We start from the raw sequence: 17,360 nt of genomic DNA on the forward strand, positions 1-17,360 counted from the left end.
GGCGCGAAGCGCCGGCCCCCTTCACTTACCGCTTCAGAAGAATGTGAACGGAGTGTCCGGGCAAATCGGACATTCGAAGCGCCCCTATCCGAACCGTATCCGGCGGGGCCGACAATCCGTCTAACTCGGCGGTCGGGCGCTTGCGGAGGGTCTCCACGTAGTCCTGCGGGGCGCCCGCGGCCTCGGCGGCGCGGAGGATCTCGTCCAGGTACCACTGGCTCGGCAGGCCGCCCTCGAAGCCCTCGAAGACGTACAGCCACACCTGCCGGTTCGCCTCCAGCGTCGCGGCCTGGGTGTTCATCTTGCGGTACAGCTGGGAGTTGAAGCCCTCCAGCTCGTCGAGGACCTGGAGGTCGGCCGGGTCCAGGTCGTAGAGCGACACGAACACGCGCTCACCGGGCGCTTCGACCACGGTGGCGACCGCCGACTCCGCGCCCATGTCGGCGTTGCCGAAGGTCAGTCGCCAGCCCTCCAGCCAGCCCGTGCCGACCAGCGGCGAGCGCGGGCAGGTCGCGCGCATGCGGGCAGGGTCGAGATTCGAGCCATACGCGGCATAGAGATGCACGACTCGAAGATACCCTTAAACCAGCCCGCACAGAAGCATCCCGAACACCGAAAGGCGCGCCCCGTGGCACGAGTAGCGATCATCGGCGGAGGACCGGCCGGGTACGAGGCCGCCCTCGTGGCGGCCCAGCTCGGCGCCGAAGTCACCCTCATCGAGGCCACAGGGGCCGGCGGGGCCTGCGTCCTCTCCGACTGCGTCCCCTCCAAGACGTTCATCGCGGCGTCCAACGTGCTCACCGAGATCCACGAATCCGCCGAGCTCGGCGTGGCGGCCAAAGAGGCCACCACCGACCCCGTCGCCGTCAACGGCCGGGTGCGCCGCCTCGCCACCCAGCAGTCCGCCGACATCGCCCAGAAGCTCGTCAACCAGGGCGTGAACATCGTCTACGGGCGCGGCGCCCTGCGCGTCGACAAGGGCTACAACTACCTCCACGAACTCCACGTCGTCCCCCTCGAAGGCGAACCGTTCGACACCGACGCCGACGTCGTCCTCATCGCCACCGGCGCCACCCCCCGCACCCTCACCTCCGCGCCCGTCGACGGCGAGCGCATCCTCACCTGGCGCCAGCTCTACGACCTCAAGGAGCTCCCCGAGCACCTCATCGTCGTCGGCTCGGGCGTCACCGGCGCCGAGTTCGCCTCCGCGTACCTCGCCATGGGCTCCGAGGTCACGCTGATCTCCTCGCGCGACCGCGTCATGCCCCACGAGGACGCCGAGGCCGCCGAGACCGTCGGGCGCGTGTTCGTGCGCCGCGGCATGGACGTGCGCAACCACTCCCGCGCCGCCGCCGCCCGCCGCACCGACACCGGCGTTGAGGTCGAACTCGACGACGGCACCGTCATCGAGGGCAGCCACGCCCTCATCTGCGTCGGCTCGATCCCCAACTCCGACAACCTCGGCCTGCACGCCTACGGGATCACGATCGACGAGCGCGGGTTCATCCCCGTCGACAAGGTCTCGCGCACCAACGTCCCCGGCGTGTACGCCGCCGGCGACGTCACCGGCATCCACGCCCTCGCCTCCGTCGCGGCCATGCAGGGCCGCATCGCGATCTGGCACGCCCTCGGCGAGGCCGTGCGCCCCATCAAGCTCGCGCACGTCGCCGCGAACGTGTTCACCGACCCCGAGCTGGCCTCGGTCGGCGTCACCCAGGCCGACGTCGATTCGGGCAAAGTGGACTGCCGCGGGGTGCTGCTGCCGTTCGCGTCGAACCCGCGCGCGAAGATGCTCGACCGCACCGAGGGCTTCGTGAAGCTGTTCGCGTGGAAGTCCTCGGGGATCGTCGCCGGCGGCGTCGTGGTCGGCTCCCGCGCCTCCGAGCTCATCACGCCGATCGCGCTCGCGGTGGAGCAGCGGCTCACCGTCGAGCAGGTGGCCCGGACGTTCACGATCTACCCGTCGCTGTCGGGCTCGGTGGCCGAGGCCGCCCGCCAGCTCATGGAGTTCTAGACGCGCAGCAAGGGGCCCGCGCCGGGAAGGCGCGGGCCCCTCTTCGCTTGCGGTCGCGCTATTCGAAGGTCTCGACCCGCAGGTGGCGGATCAGGTGGACGTCGGTGGCGCGCCCGGTCGAGGAGGCGAACCCGATCTTGAACGTGTCGGGCGCCGGGAACGGCATGGTGGTCTCCAGGATGCGCTCCCAGCCGTCGCCGTTGAGGAAGTCGATGTCGACGGTGACCGTCGGGTGCCTCCCGTCGCTGATCTTGAGCTTGACGAGGCGCTTGGCGTCCTCGAACGTCGCGGTGCTCAGCGTGTCCTTGAAGTCGGTCCCGTAGATGTCGCCGTACTTGTACGAGCCGATCTTCTCGCTGGTGGCGGTCGTCGCCAGCAGGCAGTAGCCCTCGTAGCCGTTCCCGGGGCCGCGCAGGGCCACGTTGTCCGGGGCCCGGTTGAGCGGGACCTGGAGGTAGTCGGGCGCCTGGTAGTCCTCGGGGCAGCCCTGGCCGCGGCCCTCGGTGTCGGCCGAGAAGTTGCCCCACGCGTCCAGGCCGAGGCCGAGGTAGCCGCCGGCGACGCCGGGCCGGTTGGTGTTCTGGGCGTAGCCGAGGCTGCCGCCGAACGCGCCCGCCGCTTCGAGGTTGGTCTCGCCGTCGACGAGGAAGAACGAGATCCCGTCGGCGTGGGTGCCGCCGTACTGGTACTGCGCGAACGTGACCTCGATGCCGCCCTCGTTCACCAGGGCCTTGTCGTAGATCGCCGCGCCCGCGTCGTACTGGCCGGCGTCGGTGAGCTGGAGGAACCCGGGCGACTTGCCCGACTCGGGGACCGGCCCGATGTTCTGGTCGGCGCACGAGTCGAACTCGTTGACGCCCTTGAGCTCCGTCGCGGCGGTCAGGCAGGCGTTCAGCGAGATCGCCTCGGGCGGGAGGTTGTCGCCCTTGCCGGTGAACGGCGCGTTCACCAGCAGGACCTTCTGCTCCTCCGCGGCGGCCTGGGCCCCGGCGGTCGCGGGGAGGGCGGCGAGCGCGGCGGCGAGCAGCATCGAGCCCGCGCCGAGGATGGCCATGCGTTTCACTGGTGCTCCTTCGTTCCGTCGAGCGGGCCGGCACTGCCGCGCCCGCTGAACTTGACGGCCCCCGAAACGCAGGCCGACTACAGAGCGAAGCTATATGAGAACACTGTGTAAATGTGGGATCTTCCCTCAAATGGGGACGGTCCACATGGGTGCGGGACGGCTCCGAGTCGTCCCGCACCGCCGTTCAGGCGTCCCTGCGGCGCATGGCGATCCACCCGCCGATGAGCGCCGCCGCGGTCCACAGGACCAGGATCGCGATCCCCTCCCAGGGGCCGTAGTCGCGCCCGAAGCGCGGGTCGCCCGGCACCGTCAGGTGCATGATCACCATGCCGACCTGGTCGGGCAGGTACTGCGCCACGGGGCGGATCGTGTCGATGTTCCCCAGGCCCTGCGAGCCGAGGAACAGCACCGGCAGCAGGATCGACAGCGTGAGGACGGTGCTGCGCAGCATGACCGCGACGGCCGCGGTGAACACGCTGAGCAGCGTCAGGTGGATCCAGCCGCCCAGCAGCGCCTGGATCGTCCACCACTCGTCCAGCGGAGCGGCGCCGTCGCCGATCACCAGCCGGACGAGCCCGAACACCGCGGCCTCCACCACGAGCGCCGCGGCGGCGATCGTGAGCCCGACCGCGGTCATCTTCGCGGCGTACAGCCGGCCCCGCGACGGCACCGCCGCCAGCGACGCCCGGATCGTGCCGGTCGAGAACTCCGACCCGACGGTCGCGACCGCGAACGTCACCAGCACGAGCTGCCCGGTCAGCAGTGCGAAGAACACCGGGAGGACCGCGTCCGTCTCCGGGCCGCCCGGACTGAACCCGCGGGCGATCAGCCAGCTCAGGCCGACCGCGACGACCGCGAACAGCCCCAGCGTCACCACTGTGGACCGCACCGACCGGATCTTCACCCACTCGGCCGAGGCCGCCTGCGCGAACGCGCTCATCGCGGACCTCCCGACCGGAACTCGACCGACGCACCCGTCAACCGCATGAACGCCTCCTCCAGGTTCGAACCGTCGTTCGCGGACACGAACTCCTCCGTCGGCAGGTCGGCGAGCAGGCGCCCGCGCCCGATCACCACCAGGTGCGCGGCCGTCAGGGCCATCTCCGACATGAGATGGCTCGACACGAGCACCGTCCGGCCCTCGCCCGCGAGCCGCTTCGCGAGGTTCCGGATCCAGATCACGCCCTCGGGGTCGAGGCCGTTCACCGGCTCGTCGAGGATCAGCACCTCCGGATCCCCGAGCAGCGCCGCGGCGACCCCGAGGCGCTGCTTCATGCCGAGGGACAGGGTGTGGGCGCGCTTGGAGGCCGCCGCGGACATCCCGGTCTCCTCCAGGACTTCGGCGATGCGCCGCTCGCCGAGCCCGTTGCTGCGGGCGAGCCAGCGCAGGTGCTCGCGGGCGGTGCGGGTCGGGTGCAGGGCGGAAGCCTCCAGGAGCGCACCGACCGCCGTCAGCGGCCGGTGAAGCGCCGAATAGGGCTTCCCGCCGATGAGCGCAGTTCCAGCCGTAGGCCGGTCGAGGCCGAGGATCATGCGAATAGTGGTGGACTTGCCCGCGCCGTTGGGTCCGAGGAAGCCGGTGACGCGGCCCGGCTCCACGGTGAAGGTGAGGTCGTCGACGGCCGTGCCGCCGCGATACCGCTTGGTCAGGTTGTGGACTTCGATCACGCGGCCACCGTATGGATTCCGAAGGGCGCGACCATAGTCGCCGAAGGTCGCTGGTTCCGGCGACGAAAGTGAACGGCCGGGCGCGGCGGGCGGTGCGTACGCTGGCCCCATGAGAGGTCTCTTCGCGGCGGTCGCGGTCGTCCTGGTCGAATTCGCCGTGTTCGCGATGCTCCCGACCGGGCCGGTCCCCGCCGGCGTCCTCGCTCTGCTCGCCGCTGCCGTGGTCGTCGCCCTCTGGCAGCGCTTCCGCCGCGCCGAACGCGAACGCGAGGCCGCCGTCCACCGCGAACGCCTCCGCCTCGCCCGCGACATGCACGACCGCATCGGCCGCCGCCTCGGCCTCGCCGCCGTCCAGGCCGCCGCCCTTGAGGTCCGCGAGACCGACCCGGAGCGCCGCGCCGAGGCCCGGCGCGTCGGCGACTCGGTCCGAGGCGCGGTCGAAGACCTCCACGGCCTGGTCGCGGTGCTGCGAGGCGGTGAAGAGACCGGCCTTGACTTCGACAATGGAGCGGCGGCATCGCTCGCGGCCAAGTTCATCGAGAGCGGTGTCAATGTGGATCTGCACCAGCGAGGCGAGGTGGGCCCGTTCCCCGCTGCGGGCTCCCGGGCGGCCTACGCGGTCCTCGAAGAAGGCCTGGCAAACGCCGCGAAGCACGCCCCTGGGACCCTCGTGACTGCTGCGGTGACCTGGGAGGAAGACGCACTGCTGGTCTCGGTCGAGAACGACCTTCCCGACGCCGCGCCCGCCGCGCTCGCGGGCGGGCACGGCTTGACGGGCCTGCGCGAACGCGTCGACGCCGCCGGGGGGCTGCTCGACCACCGGGTCGAAGACGGTCGGTTCCGCTTGAGCGCCATGTTGCCCCGTGCTGCGGCGGCGCGGGTCGCGCCGCGCGTGCGCGCGGCCGCGTTCGCGACCCTGGTGCTGCTGCTGGTCCTGGTGCCGCTCAGCTCGGTCGCGGGGGTCCAGTGAAGATCGCGCGCCGGACCAAGGTGCTCATCGCCGACGACGAGCCGCTGGTGGTCGAAGGGGTCCGCACGGTCCTCGAAGCGGCCGGCTTCGCAGTGGTGGCGACCGCCCACAACGGACGCGATGCACTCGCCGAAGCGGAGCGGACCCGCCCCGATGTGGCACTGATCGACCTGCACATGCCGGGCCTGGGAGGCCTGGAGGTAGTAGATCGCCTCCGACAGGGAACGCGAGCCCTGGTACTCACGTCGTTCGGCGACCAAGAAAACGTGCTCGCTGCGGTCGAACGCGGCGCGGCAGGTTTCGTCCTGAAGACCTGCACCCCAGAAGAACTGATAACCGCAGTCCGAGCCGTAGCCGCAGGCGAGGCCTACCTGTCGCCCGTAGTAACCCGAATGGTCCTAGGCCTAGTAGCCCCAGAATCGGCCCCGCGCCGCCGAGACGCGGCGGCAAAGGTCGCGAAGCTCGCGGCCAGGGAACGCGAAGTCCTGAACCTCCTGGCAGAAGGCCTCTCAAACGCAGAGATAGCCGCCCGAGCCCACATGAGCGAAGCAACCGTAAAAACCTACGTAAGCCGGGTCCTAGCAAAACTCGACTGCACCAACCGAGTCCAAGCAGCGCTCCTGGCCAGAGACGCAACAGGCTGAGGGTGCCCGCACCCGACCACCGAGTTATCCACAGGCAAGAAACCAATCCTGGCCACTCAAGCCACCAAATGCCAAGCTTGAGGCATGCGAACCGAGCAAAACGCCCAGAGTTATCCACAGGCCGAAAAACAAACCTTGGCAGTTCATCCCGGACCTGTGAAAGTTAGTAGAGAAAAAACGTCTGCTCCGCCGGTGGTGGTGGAAGTGCGGAGCGGCGGACCGGTCCCGGCAGGACTGGCGGCGAATGTGGGAAACCCCGGGGGCCGCCCCCGAAGACCGAGCGCGGGTGCACCCGCGCTCGGCTCCTGCCGGACACCTCGCGAGGAACACCGCGGGCACCCGCCTCACAGCGGGTGCCCGCGGCTTAACTCAGAGGCAGACAACCTAAGCGACCCTGCGATCCTGCCGGATGGCGCACCGGCGCGGCGCATCAGCGACTTCGCTTGGCGGCTTACCAGCTGCTCGGAACCGGAGCGCCCTCGGTGTAGCCGGCGGCGGACTGGACTCCGATGGCGGCTCGTTCGTGGAACTCTTCGAGGGTGGTCGCGCCGGCATAGGTGGCGGCGGAGCGGATGCCGGCGATGATCGAGTCGAGGAGGTCCTCGACGCCGGGGCGCTGGGGGTCGAGGTACATGCGGCCGGTGGAGATGCCCTCTTCGAACAGGGCCTTGCGGGCCTGGTCGAAGGAGGTCTCGCCGGCGCTGCGGGCCTTGACGGCGCGGGCCGAGGCCATGCCGAAGGACTCCTTGTAGGGCTTGCCGTTGGCGTCGTAGTGCATGTCGCCGGGCGACTCGTGGGTGCCGGCGAACCAGGAGCCGATCATGACGTTGGAGGCGCCGGCGGCGAGGGCGAGGGCGACGTCCCTCGGGTGGCGGACGCCGCCGTCGGCCCAGACGTGGCGGCCCATGCGGCGGGCGGTGGCGGCGCATTCGAGGACCGCGGAGAACTGGGGGCGGCCGACGCCGGTCATCATGCGGGTGGTGCACATCGCGCCGGGGCCGACGCCGACCTTGACGATGTCGGCGCCCGCGTTGATGAGGTCCATGGCGCCCTCGGCGGTGACGACGTTCCCGGCCGCGATCGGCAGGCCCGGGGCGGCGTCGCGGACGAGCTTGAGGGCGTCGAGCATCTTCTCCTGGTGGCCGTGGGCGGTGTCGACGACGATGACGTCGGCGCCGGCCTCGACGAGGGCCGCGGCCTTGCCGGTGACGTCGCCGTTGATGCCGATGGCGACGGCGACGCGGAGCTTCCCGTCGGCGTCGGTGTTGGGCCGGTAGATGGTGTTGCGCAGGGCGCCGGCGCGGGTGATGACGCCGTGGAGGCGGCCCTCGGCGTCGAGGACGGGGGCGAGCTTCACGTTCGCCTCTTCGAGGGTGCGGAACGCCTCGGCCTCGGAGGTCCCGATCGGGAGGGTCACGAGGCGGTCGGAGGCGACCTGCTCCAGCTGGGTGAAGCGGTCGACGCCGCGGCAGTCGGCCTCGGTGACCACGCCGAGGGGGCGGCGCTCGGAGTCGATGACGATGACGGCGCCGTGGGCGCGCTTGGGGAACAGCGCGATCGCCTCGGCGACCGTGGCGGTCGGCGGGAGGGTCAGGGCCGCGTCGCAGTCGAGGGGGCGGGACTTGACGCGGGCGATGACGTCGGCGACGACGTCGACGGGGATGTCCTGGGGGATGACGGCGAGCGCGCCGCGGCGGGCGAGCGTCTCGGCCATGCGCCGGCCCGAGACCGCGGTCATGTTCGCCGCGATGATCGGGATCGTGTTGCCGGTGCCGTCGCCGGTCGACAGGTCGACGTCGAGCCGCGAGGCGACGTTCGACCGGTTGGGGACCATGAACACGTCAGAGTAGGTGAGATCGTGCTCGGGTGTTCCGTCGATGAAGCGCATGGCAGGCCCCCTGTAGGGAGTGGTTCGGGTCGGGCGGAGACGTCCGCCGCCGGGAACCCTAACCCGATTTCGGTCGTCGGCAGCAGTGCTTGTGGTGCTACGCACAGCAACGTCAATTGTCCCTCTTTCGGAGGTCGCCTGTAAGTCTTGCACCCGACAGATCCGTTACGGGATCTTGTCACCGGGCCCCTTGACTACTCCGAGATCTGGCAGATCGGCGCCCCGGCCGCCACGACGTCGCCGATGGCGACCTCCAGGCCCGAGATCGTGCCCGACTTGTGGGCCTCGATCGGCTGCTCCATCTTCATGGCCTCCAGGACCACGATCGTGTCGCCCTTGACCACGGACTGGCCGTCGGCGACCGCGACCTTGACGATCGTGCCCTGCATCGGCGAGGGCAGCGAGTCGCCGCCGATGGCGGGCCCGCCGTCGGCCTGCTTCTTCGCGGCGCGCTTCTTCGGCTTGCTCGACGCCACCGGGTTGAGCAGCCCGGCCGGGATCGACACCTCCAGGCGCTTCCCGCCGACCTCGACGACGAGGCTGGTGCGCTCCTCGGCCTCGCCGTTCGCTCCCGCCCCCGCGTTGAACGGTTCGAGCGTGTTCTCCCACTCGGTCTCGATCCAGCGGGTGTGGACGGTGAAGTCCTCGGCGAACGCCGGGTCCTCGACCACGAGGCGGTGGAACGGGAGCACCGTCGCGATGCCCTCGACCTCCATCTCGGCGAGCGCCCGCGCGGAACGGCGCAGGGCCTCCTCGCGGGTGGCGCCGGTGACGATGACCTTGGCCAGCAGCGAGTCGAAGTTCCCGTCGATGACGGACCCTTCCTCGATGCCGGTGTCGACGCGCACGCCCGGCCCGGCCGGGAGGCGCAGCTTCGTGACCGCGCCCGGGGCGGGCAGGAACCCGCGGCCGGGGTCCTCGCCGTTGATGCGGAACTCGATCGAGTGCCCGCGCGGCGCGGGGTCCTCGGTGAGCGCGACGGCCTCGCCGGAGGCGATGCGGAACTGCTCGCGCACCAGGTCGAGGCCGCTGGTCTCCTCCGAGACGGGGTGCTCGACCTGGAGGCGGGTGTTCACTTCGAGGAAGGAGATGGTGCCGTCGACGGCGACGAGGAACTCCACGGTCCCGGCGCCGTGGTAGTCGGCCTCCTTGCAGATGGCCTTGGCGGCGTTGTGGATCACGGCGCGCTGCTCGTCGGTGAGGAACGGCGCGGGCGCCTCCTCGACGAGCTTCTGGTGGCGGCGCTGGAGCGAGCAGTCGCGGGTGCCGACGACGATGACGTTGCCGTGCGTGTCGGCCAGGACCTGGGCCTCGACGTGGCGGGGCCGGTCGAGATAGCGCTCGACGAAGCACTCGCCGCGCCCGAACGCGGCCTCGGCCTCGCGGACCGCGGACTCGAACAGGTCGGGGATCTCCTCGCGGGTGCGGGCGACCTTGAGGCCGCGGCCGCCGCCGCCGAAGGCGGCCTTGATCGCGACGGGCAGGCCGTGCTCGTCGGCGAACGCGGTGATCTCGGCGGCGTCCTGCACCGGGTCCTTCGTGCCGGGCACGAGCGGCACGTTCGCCTTCATGGCGAGGTGGCGCGCGGTGACCTTGTCGCCGAGGTCCCTGATGGACTGCGGGGTGGGCCCGATCCAGGTCAGCCCGGCGTCCATGACGGCCTGGGCGAACTCGGCGTTCTCGGAGAGGAACCCGTACCCGGGGTGCACGGCGTCGGCCTCGGACCGCTGCGCGATCCGGATCAGCTTGTCGATCCGCAGGTAGGTGTCGGCGGCCGTGAGGCCGTCGAGGGCGAAGGCCTCGTCGGCCAGGAGGGTGTGGGGGGCATCGCGATCGCCGTCGGCGTAGACGGCGACGGACTCGAAGCCGGCGTCACGGCAGGCCCGGATGACTCTCACTGCGATCTCGCCGCGGTTGGCGATCAAAACCTTGCGCACGTCCCGCAGTGTAGTGGCCGCGTATCCGGGACCGGGCGGACGGCGACTCACAGTGCCCGGAAGAAACGGCATGAACCGGGCGTTCTTTGGCGGGTCTCCACAAGACCGGTTGTGGATTTTTTAGCGTGATCTGTTAAACGATCGTTCAGGGCGTCACGATTCGAGGCCCTCGCGGAACATCGCGACCCGCTCCACGAACCGGTCGCTGCTGATGGACTCGCGCCAGTACTTCGCGTGGTCCGCATCGAGGTCGGGTTCGAGGACGAGGTCGCCGGACTCGATGCGCCCGGCCGTGTCCTCGCACCACTCGGCGTCGACCGCCCACAGGTCGGCCTGGCGCTTGATCATCGCCCGCGCGTGGGCGGGGAGGAACGCCTCCTCGTTCGCCTCCTTGAAGTCCGACGTGGTCGACGCGAGCACCTGCGTCACCATCTCGACGCGCCCGTACAGCGTCTCGGCGCGCTGTCTGAGCATCGCGATGTTCTCGGCCGGGGTGAGGACCTGCGCGAACGTCCACGCCGTGTGGAACGGGTCGTCCGAGGCCGAGACCTCCCACAGCTTCTCGCGCAGGGTCCGCTGGAACTCGGTCTCGCCCGAGGCGGTGATCCTGTACGTCGTGCGCGCGGGGCGCGCGTCGACCGACTCGGTGCCGACGACCTCGATCGCGCCGTCGGCGGTGAGCCGCTTGAGCGCGTGGTAGATCGATCCCGCGCCGATCTCGGACACCCCCGGCAGCCGCCACGAGTCCAGCTCCCGGCGGACCAGGTAGCCGTGGACGGGGCCGAGCCACCGGACCAGGCCGAGTACAAGCAAGCGCGTGCTCCACATGCAGGCAATATTACTCCGCCGTTGACTATAGCGGGCCGGGCATGGAAACCGAGTTGCGACCGTCTCAGGGGCGTGTATATAGTCAAAGTTGAACAAGGAAACAGGTTCACCAAAACCCGTGAGGTACCAATGCTCATCGAGACCAGGGGGCTGAAGAAGACCTTCAAGTCCCGCGGCAAGGAGGTCGAGGCCGTGCGCGGCGTCGACCTCGCCGTGAAGGAAGGGGAGGTCTTCGGCCTCCTCGGCCCCAACGGCGCCGGAAAGACCACCACGATGCGGATGCTCTCGACGCTCATCGAGCCCACCGAGGGCCACGCCGTCGTCTGCGGCCACGACCTGGCCCGCGACGCCGGGAAGGTCCGCCGCGACATCGGCTACGTCGGCCAGGCCGGCGGCACCTGGGGCGAGGTCACCGCCCGCGAGGAGCTCGTCATGCAGGGCCGCCTCTACGGCATGTCGAAGAAGCGCTCGCAGGCCCGCGCCGCCGAGGTGCTGGAGTCGTTCCAGCTCGCCGAGTACGCCGACCGCAACGTCAAGACCTACTCCGGCGGCCAGAAGCGCCGCCTCGACATCGCGCTCGGCATCATGCACGAGCCGAAGCTGCTGTTCCTGGACGAGCCGACCACCGGCCTCGACCCGCAGTCGCGCGCCCACATGTGGGACGAGGTGCGGGCCCTGCGCGAGAGGGGCACCGCGATCTTTCTGACCACGCACTACCTCGACGAGGCCGACGCCCTGTGCGACCGGCTCGCGATCATCGACCACGGCGAGATCGTCGCCGAGGGCACCCCGCTCGAACTCAAGAAGGAGGTCGCCGGGGACGTCGTCGCCGTCGGTGTCGCCGACCGCGCCTCCGAGGCCCGGGACCTGTTCGCCGCCAAGGACTTCGTCCGCGAGGTCGAGTCCGGCGAGCCCGACCCGGCCACCGGGGTCGCGATCCTGCGCCTCTACGTCGACGACGGCGCCTCGGCGCTCCCCGAGCTGCTGCGCGCCCTCGACGGCGCCGGCGTCTCCCCGGCCTCCATCGAGCTGCACCGGCCGAGCCTCGACGACGTCTTCCTGAAGCAGACCGGCCGGTCCCTGCGAGAGGAGAAGTAGCCGTGAAGGTGCTCCGCGATACCTGGCTCGTCTACTCCCGGGCCATGAAGCTCAACCTGAAGCAGCCGGTCTGGCTCATCGTCATGCTGGTCCAGCCGATCTACTTCCTGTTCCTGTTCGCCCCGCTCCTCGAACCGATGGACGGCATGCCCGGGTTCGAGAACGGCGCGATGGAGACGTTCGTGCCCGGCCTGATCATCATGATGGCGCTCTTCGGCTCCGCGTTCGTCGGCTTCGGCCTCATCGCCGAGCTGCGCCAGGGCGTCATCGAGCGCATGCGCGTCACCCCGGTCAGCCGGGTCGCGCTCATGCTCGGCCGCACCCTGTCCACCGTGACGACGACGGTGTTCCAGTCGCTGGCGCTGGTGCTGCTGGCGGCCCTGACCGGGAAGCTCGACGTCTACTGGCCGGGCGTGGCCCTGATGCTGCTCATCGTCATGCTCACCGCGTTCATGCTCGCGGCCGTCTCGCTCGGCCTCGCGATCGTCCTCAAGAGCGAGGACGCGATGGCGCCGGTGATCAACACGCTGGTCCAGCCGATCATGCTCATCTCCGGCATCATGCTGCCGATGGTCATGGCCCCGGCCTGGCTCCAGAACGTCGCCGACTTCAACCCGTTCTACTACGCCGTCCAGGCCTCCCGCGAGCTGTTCGCCGGGAACCTGGAGAGCTCGTACGTGTGGCAGGCCCCCGTCATCCTCGGGGCCCTCACGATCCTGCTCGTCTGGTGGGCGACCCGCAAGTTCGCCCGCGCCGTGGCTTAGACACGTGGCTTGATACACCAGGAAACCGGGAACCGCCGCGGACCGAGAGGTCCGCGGCGGTTCCCGTGCGCCGCGGGTGCTTCGGGCCCGCGCCGGTCGGCGCTACCCGGTGCCGAAGAGCTCCTCCAGGCCGATGAGGACGACTTCCCCGTCGGCTGCCGGGGCATCGAGCGCTGGTGCGAAGCCGGCGCCGCTGAACAGGGCCAACCTGGTCCGCGTGGGGTCCGTCCTGCCGCTCGCGGCCAGGAGGTCGCGGATCCTGCGGAGCCGTTCGAGGTGCCCGGCGCCCATCACCTCGTTCCATTTCGCCTCTCCGATCGCCAGCAGCACCTCGCGTCCGTCATCGGCGGTTCCGAACACCGCGAGGTCCACCTCGTGCTGAGTCCTGTGCTCGGGATCGTTGACCGTGCCGGAGGCGACCCGTCTCACCCGCCCCCCGAACGCGGACTCGGGTGCGTATCGCGTCGACCATGAACGGCATACCTCTTCGAAGTGCGGGCCGAGCACGTTGCCGTCGAAGCGGTGCCGCAAGGACGCCCACAGGCCGGCGGGGTCGCGCCCGTGCTCCCACTCGGACCAGTCGGGCCGCATGATCGACTGGTAGAAGGTGATGAGCGGTTCGGCGATCCGGTACAGCGAGCGGTTCGCGCGGAACGCGTCGGTCTCGCGTCGCAGCAGCCCGCTGTCCTCAAGGACCGACAGCGGGTGGGTGATGTCGCTGCTCTTGCGGCCTACGTAGGTCGCGATGCCCCCCGCGGTGCTGTTGCCGAATGCCACCGCGGCGAGCACGGAGTGGTACAGACCCAGATCGCGCAGCCCCGGCTCCTCGCTCAGCAGGTAGCGTGCCTCCCTGAACATCGGGCTCGCGGGGTTGAGTACGGTCCGCAGCACCCAGGGGTCGAAATCCTCGGGGGAGGCGGGCGCGTCATCAGAGACGAACTCGCGCCGGTAGGCCGGGGTGCCCCCGACGATGGCGTTGACCCGCAACGCGAGCCGGGAGTCGCGGACGCCCCAGAAACGTGCGGCCAGCCGGTAGTCGAGCGTGGGGACGACGAGTTCCAGGCCCGCCCGGCCGCGCAGTGGTGCCGCACCCGACAGCAGCGAGCCCATGAAGGAGAGAGCGGAGCCGCACAGCAGCAGCCGCGCCCGCGAGGCGCGCCGCTGGGTCCGACGGGGCGCGAACGCCGCCTGTATCACCGACGGGAGCGACGGGCTCGACTTCGCCAGGTACGGGAATTCATCGATGACGACCGGGATCTCCCGGTCGTTTCCCAGGGCCAGCAGCACGTCGAGGGCCTGTCGCCAATCGTTGAAGGCGATCGGCAGAGGGGATCCGGTGAATTCGCCGACAGCAGCCGCGAGGTACCGAAGGGACTCGGCTTCGGATGCCTGCTCAGCGGCGAAGTAGAACCCGCCTGTGGCTTCGCAGAGCGCTTCGAGCAGGAAGGTCTTGCCCTGCCGGCGTCTGCCCGAGACGATCCCGAGGGTGGCCCCGCCCTGCCCGCTCGTCGCGAACGCGGTGAGCGCGTCCCACTCCCTGCCGCGGTCGAACATGTCGTCGGGCTTGTCGAACATGACACTGCCTCAATTTCTCGGGAAGTATACTTCCGGGAAGTATACTTCCCGAGGTTCAGCGGCTGAGGCGATCGCTGGCCGAACCGGCCACGAAGCCATGCGCGCGATCCAGGACCAGGTCCGCGGGCAGTGAAAAACCGCCGCGCGGAGGCGCGGCGGTTTCCGTAAGTGGGCGGCTAGAGCGTCTCGACGCCGTCGACGCCGCGGAGTGCGCCTCTCGTGTCGAGGACCGGGACTCCCGCCGGGAGCGCGTCGGGGGTGTACTCGGCGTGGTTGGTGAGGAGGACGATGAGGTCGGCCTTCGCGGTGGCGAGGTCGGCGACGCGTTCGACCTCGTGGCCGGCGACGTTCCAGGAGGTGACGTGGGGGTCGTGGTAGGCGAGTTCGGCTCCGGCCTCGATGAGCTTGCGGCCCACGGGGGTCGCGGGGGATTCGCGCTGGTCGGCGATGTCGGGCTTGTAGGTGACGCCGAGGAGGAGGACCCGGGCGCGCGAGAGGGCGATGCCGGAGTCGTTGAGCTTGGCCATCGCCCGGTTCACCGTGTACTCGGGCATCCGGTTGTTGATCTCCTGCGCGAGCTCCACGAACCGGAACGGGTACCCGAGGGTGCGGACCTTGTAGGACAGGTAGTTCGGGTCGATCGGGATGCAGTGCCCGCCGACGCCGGGGCCGGGGTAGAACGCCTGGTAGCCGAACGGCTTGGTCTTGGCGAGCCCGATCGCGTCCCACAGGTCCACGCCGAGTTCGCGGCAGAAGATCGCCATCTCGTTGACGAGCGCGATGTTGACGTGCCGGTACGTGTTCTCCAGGAGCTTCGCCATCTCGGCCTCGCGCGGGCCCTTGGCCTCCACGATGGTGTCGATGAACCGGGAGTAGAGCGCGGTGGCGGCCGCGGTGCACTCGGGGGTGAGGCCGCCGACGACCTTGGGGGTGTTGACGATCCCGTAGACCGGGTTGCCCGGGTCGACCCGCTCGGGGGAGAACGCCAGGCAGAAGTCGACGCCCGCGGTGAGCCCGGACTCCTCTTCGAGGATCGGCGCGACGACCTCTTCGGTGGTGCCGGGGTAGGTCGTGGACTCCAGGACGACGAGCGCGCCGCGCTGGAGGTGCTGCCCGGCGGCGCGGGAGGCGCCGATGACGGCGGCCAGGTCGGGCCCGCCGGCCTCGCCGAGCGGGGTCGGCACGCAGATGACGATGGCCTTCGCGCGCGACTGCACCGAGGCGTCGGTGGTCGCGGTGTAGCCCTGGTCGAGCATCACGCGGAGTTCGGCGTCGGCGATGTCGTCGATGTGGCTGGTCCCGGCGTTGAGCGCGTCGACCACGGACTGCGTGCGGTCGAGGCCGACCACGGTGAGGCCCTTGGCGGTCGCGGCCTGCGCGAGGGGCAGGCCGACGTAGCCCTGGCCGACGACGACCAGGTCGACCGGGGTCCCGGTGACTTCGAATGCCACGTCGTTGACAGACACAGTGGAGTCCTTTGCGAATCGGCGGGGTGCGCGAGGGGCGTGCCCCGAGATTAGCAATGGCAACGCCCAGGTGCCCCACCAGGGCAAACGTCAAATTCCGTTGGCTGGTCGTTCATTCATTCGTCATTTAATGTCCCTGAAATTGTCGATCCGGCGATCTGTTCACCGATTGATCGGCGAATGTTCACCATTCCCGGAACGCACTCGCCCCATGCGGAACAGGCGTGGTCCCGTCTCGGAAATCCGCCGTTCACATGCGGTTTCACCTGACTCGCGGCGTGACCGGGGTCCTATTCGGGGGCGGGCCCGGGTGTTCCCCTGGGGCTACCATCAGTGCATGCCCTCTTTGAGCATCGTCATCCCCGTCTATGAGGCCGAGGCGTACCTCGCCGGCTGCCTCCGGACGATCGTCGGCGGGGGAGACCGGCTTGAGGTCGTGGTGGTCGACGACTGCTCCCCTGACGGCTCGCGCGCCGTGGCCGAGCGGTTCGCCGCCGAGGACCCCCGCATCCGGATCGTCTCGACCCCGCAGAACGCGGGCTCGGGCCCGGCCCGCAACCACGGTCTGGCCCAGGCGACCGGCGACTACGTGTGGTTCGTGGACGGCGACGACGAGCTCAAGCCCGGCGCCGTCGAGCGCGTGCTCGCCGCCGTCGAGGGACCGGCCCGCCCCGACGTGGTCCTCGTCCAGCACGAGAAGGTCCGCGACACCGGCGTCGTCGAGATCGGCGAACTCGCCGACCTCGCCGCCCAGAGTCCCGCCGACCTGACCGGCTTCACGCTCGCCGAGTGGCCCCGCATCGTCGACTACACCCACACCCCGTGGACGAAGGTCTCCCGCCGCGAGTTCCTCACCGGCATCGACCTCGGCTTCCCCGCGGGCTGGTACACCGACATCCCCTGGACCTACGGGCTGCTGCGCCGCGCCGAGCGGATCGCGGTCGTCACCGAATGCTGCTACCAGTGGCGCCAGCGGGCCGGGTCCTCGATCACCCGCACCCGCGACGACCGGCACTTCGACGTGTTCACGCAGTGGCAGCGGGTCTGGGACGACTTCGAGGACGTCGAGGACGCCGGGGTCCGCACCGCCCTGTTCAACCACATGGTGTGGCACCTGCTGCTCGTCATCGGCAACACTGAGCGCGTCGACCCGAAGAAGCGCCGCGAGTTCTTCCGCCGCACCTCGGCCCTGTACCGCCGCTACCACCCCGGCAGCGACCTGTGGCACCCCGCCGCGGGCGTCACCGGGCTCAAGCAGCGGCTCCTCGCCGCCCGCGCCTACCTCGGCTACGAGGCCCTGAGGCAGGTGTACCGGATGGCCCGGCGCCTGCGCAACAGCGACGCGAAGGACGCCGGCGCGCCGGCCCCCCGGGCGTCAGCGCCCGAGGCCCCGCTTGACGGCCCGCCGGAGCGAGCCGCCGAGCCCACGGTCCCGGCCGCCACCC

General features: G+C 70.1%; 13 protein-coding genes and 2 pseudogenes. 6 read left to right on the forward strand and 9 right to left on the reverse strand.

Features of this window, described 5'->3' with window-relative positions; translation table 11 throughout:
• Window positions 1-130: 130 nt before the first annotated feature.
• Window positions 131-520, reverse strand: a pseudogene (locus DI269_RS18310) (gamma-glutamylcyclotransferase); the annotation flags it as partial.
• A 108-nt stretch (window positions 521-628) separates the two neighbouring features.
• On the opposite strand from DI269_RS18310, the gene DI269_RS18315 reads away from it, so the two are divergent.
• Window positions 629-2,014, forward strand: coding sequence for an NAD(P)H-quinone dehydrogenase (locus DI269_RS18315; protein ID WP_112138482.1), 1,386 nt, complete (start codon window positions 629-631; stop codon window positions 2,012-2,014).
• 58 nt (window positions 2,015-2,072) lie between these two features.
• Here the strand turns inward: DI269_RS18315 and DI269_RS18320 are convergent, their stop codons facing one another.
• From DI269_RS18320 to DI269_RS18330, 3 genes and pseudogenes are all read right to left on the reverse strand, one after another.
• Window positions 2,073-3,077 (reverse strand): L-type lectin family protein, encoded by a 1,005-nt coding sequence (locus DI269_RS18320; protein WP_157975077.1) that lies wholly within the window; start codon window positions 3,075-3,077, stop codon window positions 2,073-2,075.
• Between the two features lie 184 nt (window positions 3,078-3,261).
• Window positions 3,262-4,017: an ABC transporter permease gene (locus DI269_RS18325; RefSeq protein WP_112138486.1), complete on the reverse strand. Its 756-nt coding sequence runs from the start codon at window positions 4,015-4,017 to the stop codon at window positions 3,262-3,264.
• A gap of 77 nt (window positions 4,018-4,094) precedes the next feature.
• Window positions 4,095-4,745, reverse strand: a pseudogene (locus DI269_RS18330) (ABC transporter ATP-binding protein); the annotation flags it as partial.
• A 109-nt stretch (window positions 4,746-4,854) separates the two neighbouring features.
• Here DI269_RS18330 and DI269_RS18335 point away from each other — a divergent pair.
• Both DI269_RS18335 and DI269_RS18340 read left to right on the forward strand, forming a co-directional pair.
• Window positions 4,855-5,715, forward strand: a complete 861-nt coding sequence (locus DI269_RS18335; protein WP_112138490.1) for a sensor histidine kinase — start codon at window positions 4,855-4,857, stop codon at window positions 5,713-5,715.
• Complete coding sequence (locus DI269_RS18340) at window positions 5,712-6,359, forward strand: response regulator (protein WP_232822807.1); 648 nt, start codon at window positions 5,712-5,714, stop codon at window positions 6,357-6,359. Before DI269_RS18335 ends, DI269_RS18340 begins: the two co-directional genes overlap by 4 nt.
• A gap of 451 nt (window positions 6,360-6,810) precedes the next feature.
• On the opposite strand, the gene DI269_RS18345 is transcribed toward DI269_RS18340, so the two are convergent.
• The 3 genes from DI269_RS18345 to DI269_RS18355 form a co-directional block, all read right to left on the reverse strand.
• On the reverse strand, window positions 6,811-8,247 hold the full coding sequence (locus DI269_RS18345) for a GuaB1 family IMP dehydrogenase-related protein (protein WP_112138492.1): 1,437 nt from the start codon (window positions 8,245-8,247) through the stop codon (window positions 6,811-6,813).
• 194 nt (window positions 8,248-8,441) lie between these two features.
• Window positions 8,442-10,184, reverse strand: a complete 1,743-nt coding sequence (locus DI269_RS18350; RefSeq protein ID WP_112138494.1) for an acetyl/propionyl/methylcrotonyl-CoA carboxylase subunit alpha — start codon at window positions 10,182-10,184, stop codon at window positions 8,442-8,444.
• 153 nt (window positions 10,185-10,337) lie between these two features.
• A complete protein-coding gene (locus DI269_RS18355; RefSeq protein ID WP_112138496.1) occupies window positions 10,338-11,012 on the reverse strand; it encodes a PadR family transcriptional regulator in 675 nt (224 codons plus the stop codon).
• A 129-nt stretch (window positions 11,013-11,141) separates the two neighbouring features.
• Between DI269_RS18355 and DI269_RS18360 the strand changes: the two genes are divergently transcribed.
• Window positions 11,142-12,110: an ATP-binding cassette domain-containing protein gene (locus tag DI269_RS18360; protein WP_112138498.1), complete on the forward strand. Its 969-nt coding sequence runs from the start codon at window positions 11,142-11,144 to the stop codon at window positions 12,108-12,110.
• Between the two features lie 2 nt (window positions 12,111-12,112).
• The gene (locus DI269_RS18365; RefSeq protein WP_112138500.1) at window positions 12,113-12,874 is read left to right on the forward strand and encodes an ABC transporter permease; all 762 of its coding nucleotides are present in this window, start codon (window positions 12,113-12,115) and stop codon (window positions 12,872-12,874) included.
• A gap of 102 nt (window positions 12,875-12,976) precedes the next feature.
• Here DI269_RS18365 and DI269_RS18370 read toward each other — a convergent pair whose 3' ends face one another.
• Both DI269_RS18370 and DI269_RS18375 read right to left on the reverse strand, forming a co-directional pair.
• On the reverse strand, window positions 12,977-14,449 hold the full coding sequence (locus DI269_RS18370; RefSeq protein WP_198667539.1) for an AAA family ATPase: 1,473 nt from the start codon (window positions 14,447-14,449) through the stop codon (window positions 12,977-12,979).
• Between the two features lie 176 nt (window positions 14,450-14,625).
• Window positions 14,626-15,915, reverse strand: a complete 1,290-nt coding sequence (locus DI269_RS18375; RefSeq protein ID WP_112138502.1) for a nucleotide sugar dehydrogenase — start codon at window positions 15,913-15,915, stop codon at window positions 14,626-14,628.
• A 337-nt stretch (window positions 15,916-16,252) separates the two neighbouring features.
• Here DI269_RS18375 and DI269_RS18380 point away from each other — a divergent pair.
• The coding region (locus tag DI269_RS18380; protein WP_198667540.1) for a glycosyltransferase family 2 protein at window positions 16,253-17,360 on the forward strand (1,108 nt) is incomplete at its 3' end.

This window comes from Glycomyces dulcitolivorans, assembly GCF_003265355.1.
Taxonomy (GTDB): Bacteria; Actinomycetota; Actinomycetes; order Mycobacteriales; family Micromonosporaceae; genus Glycomyces; species Glycomyces dulcitolivorans.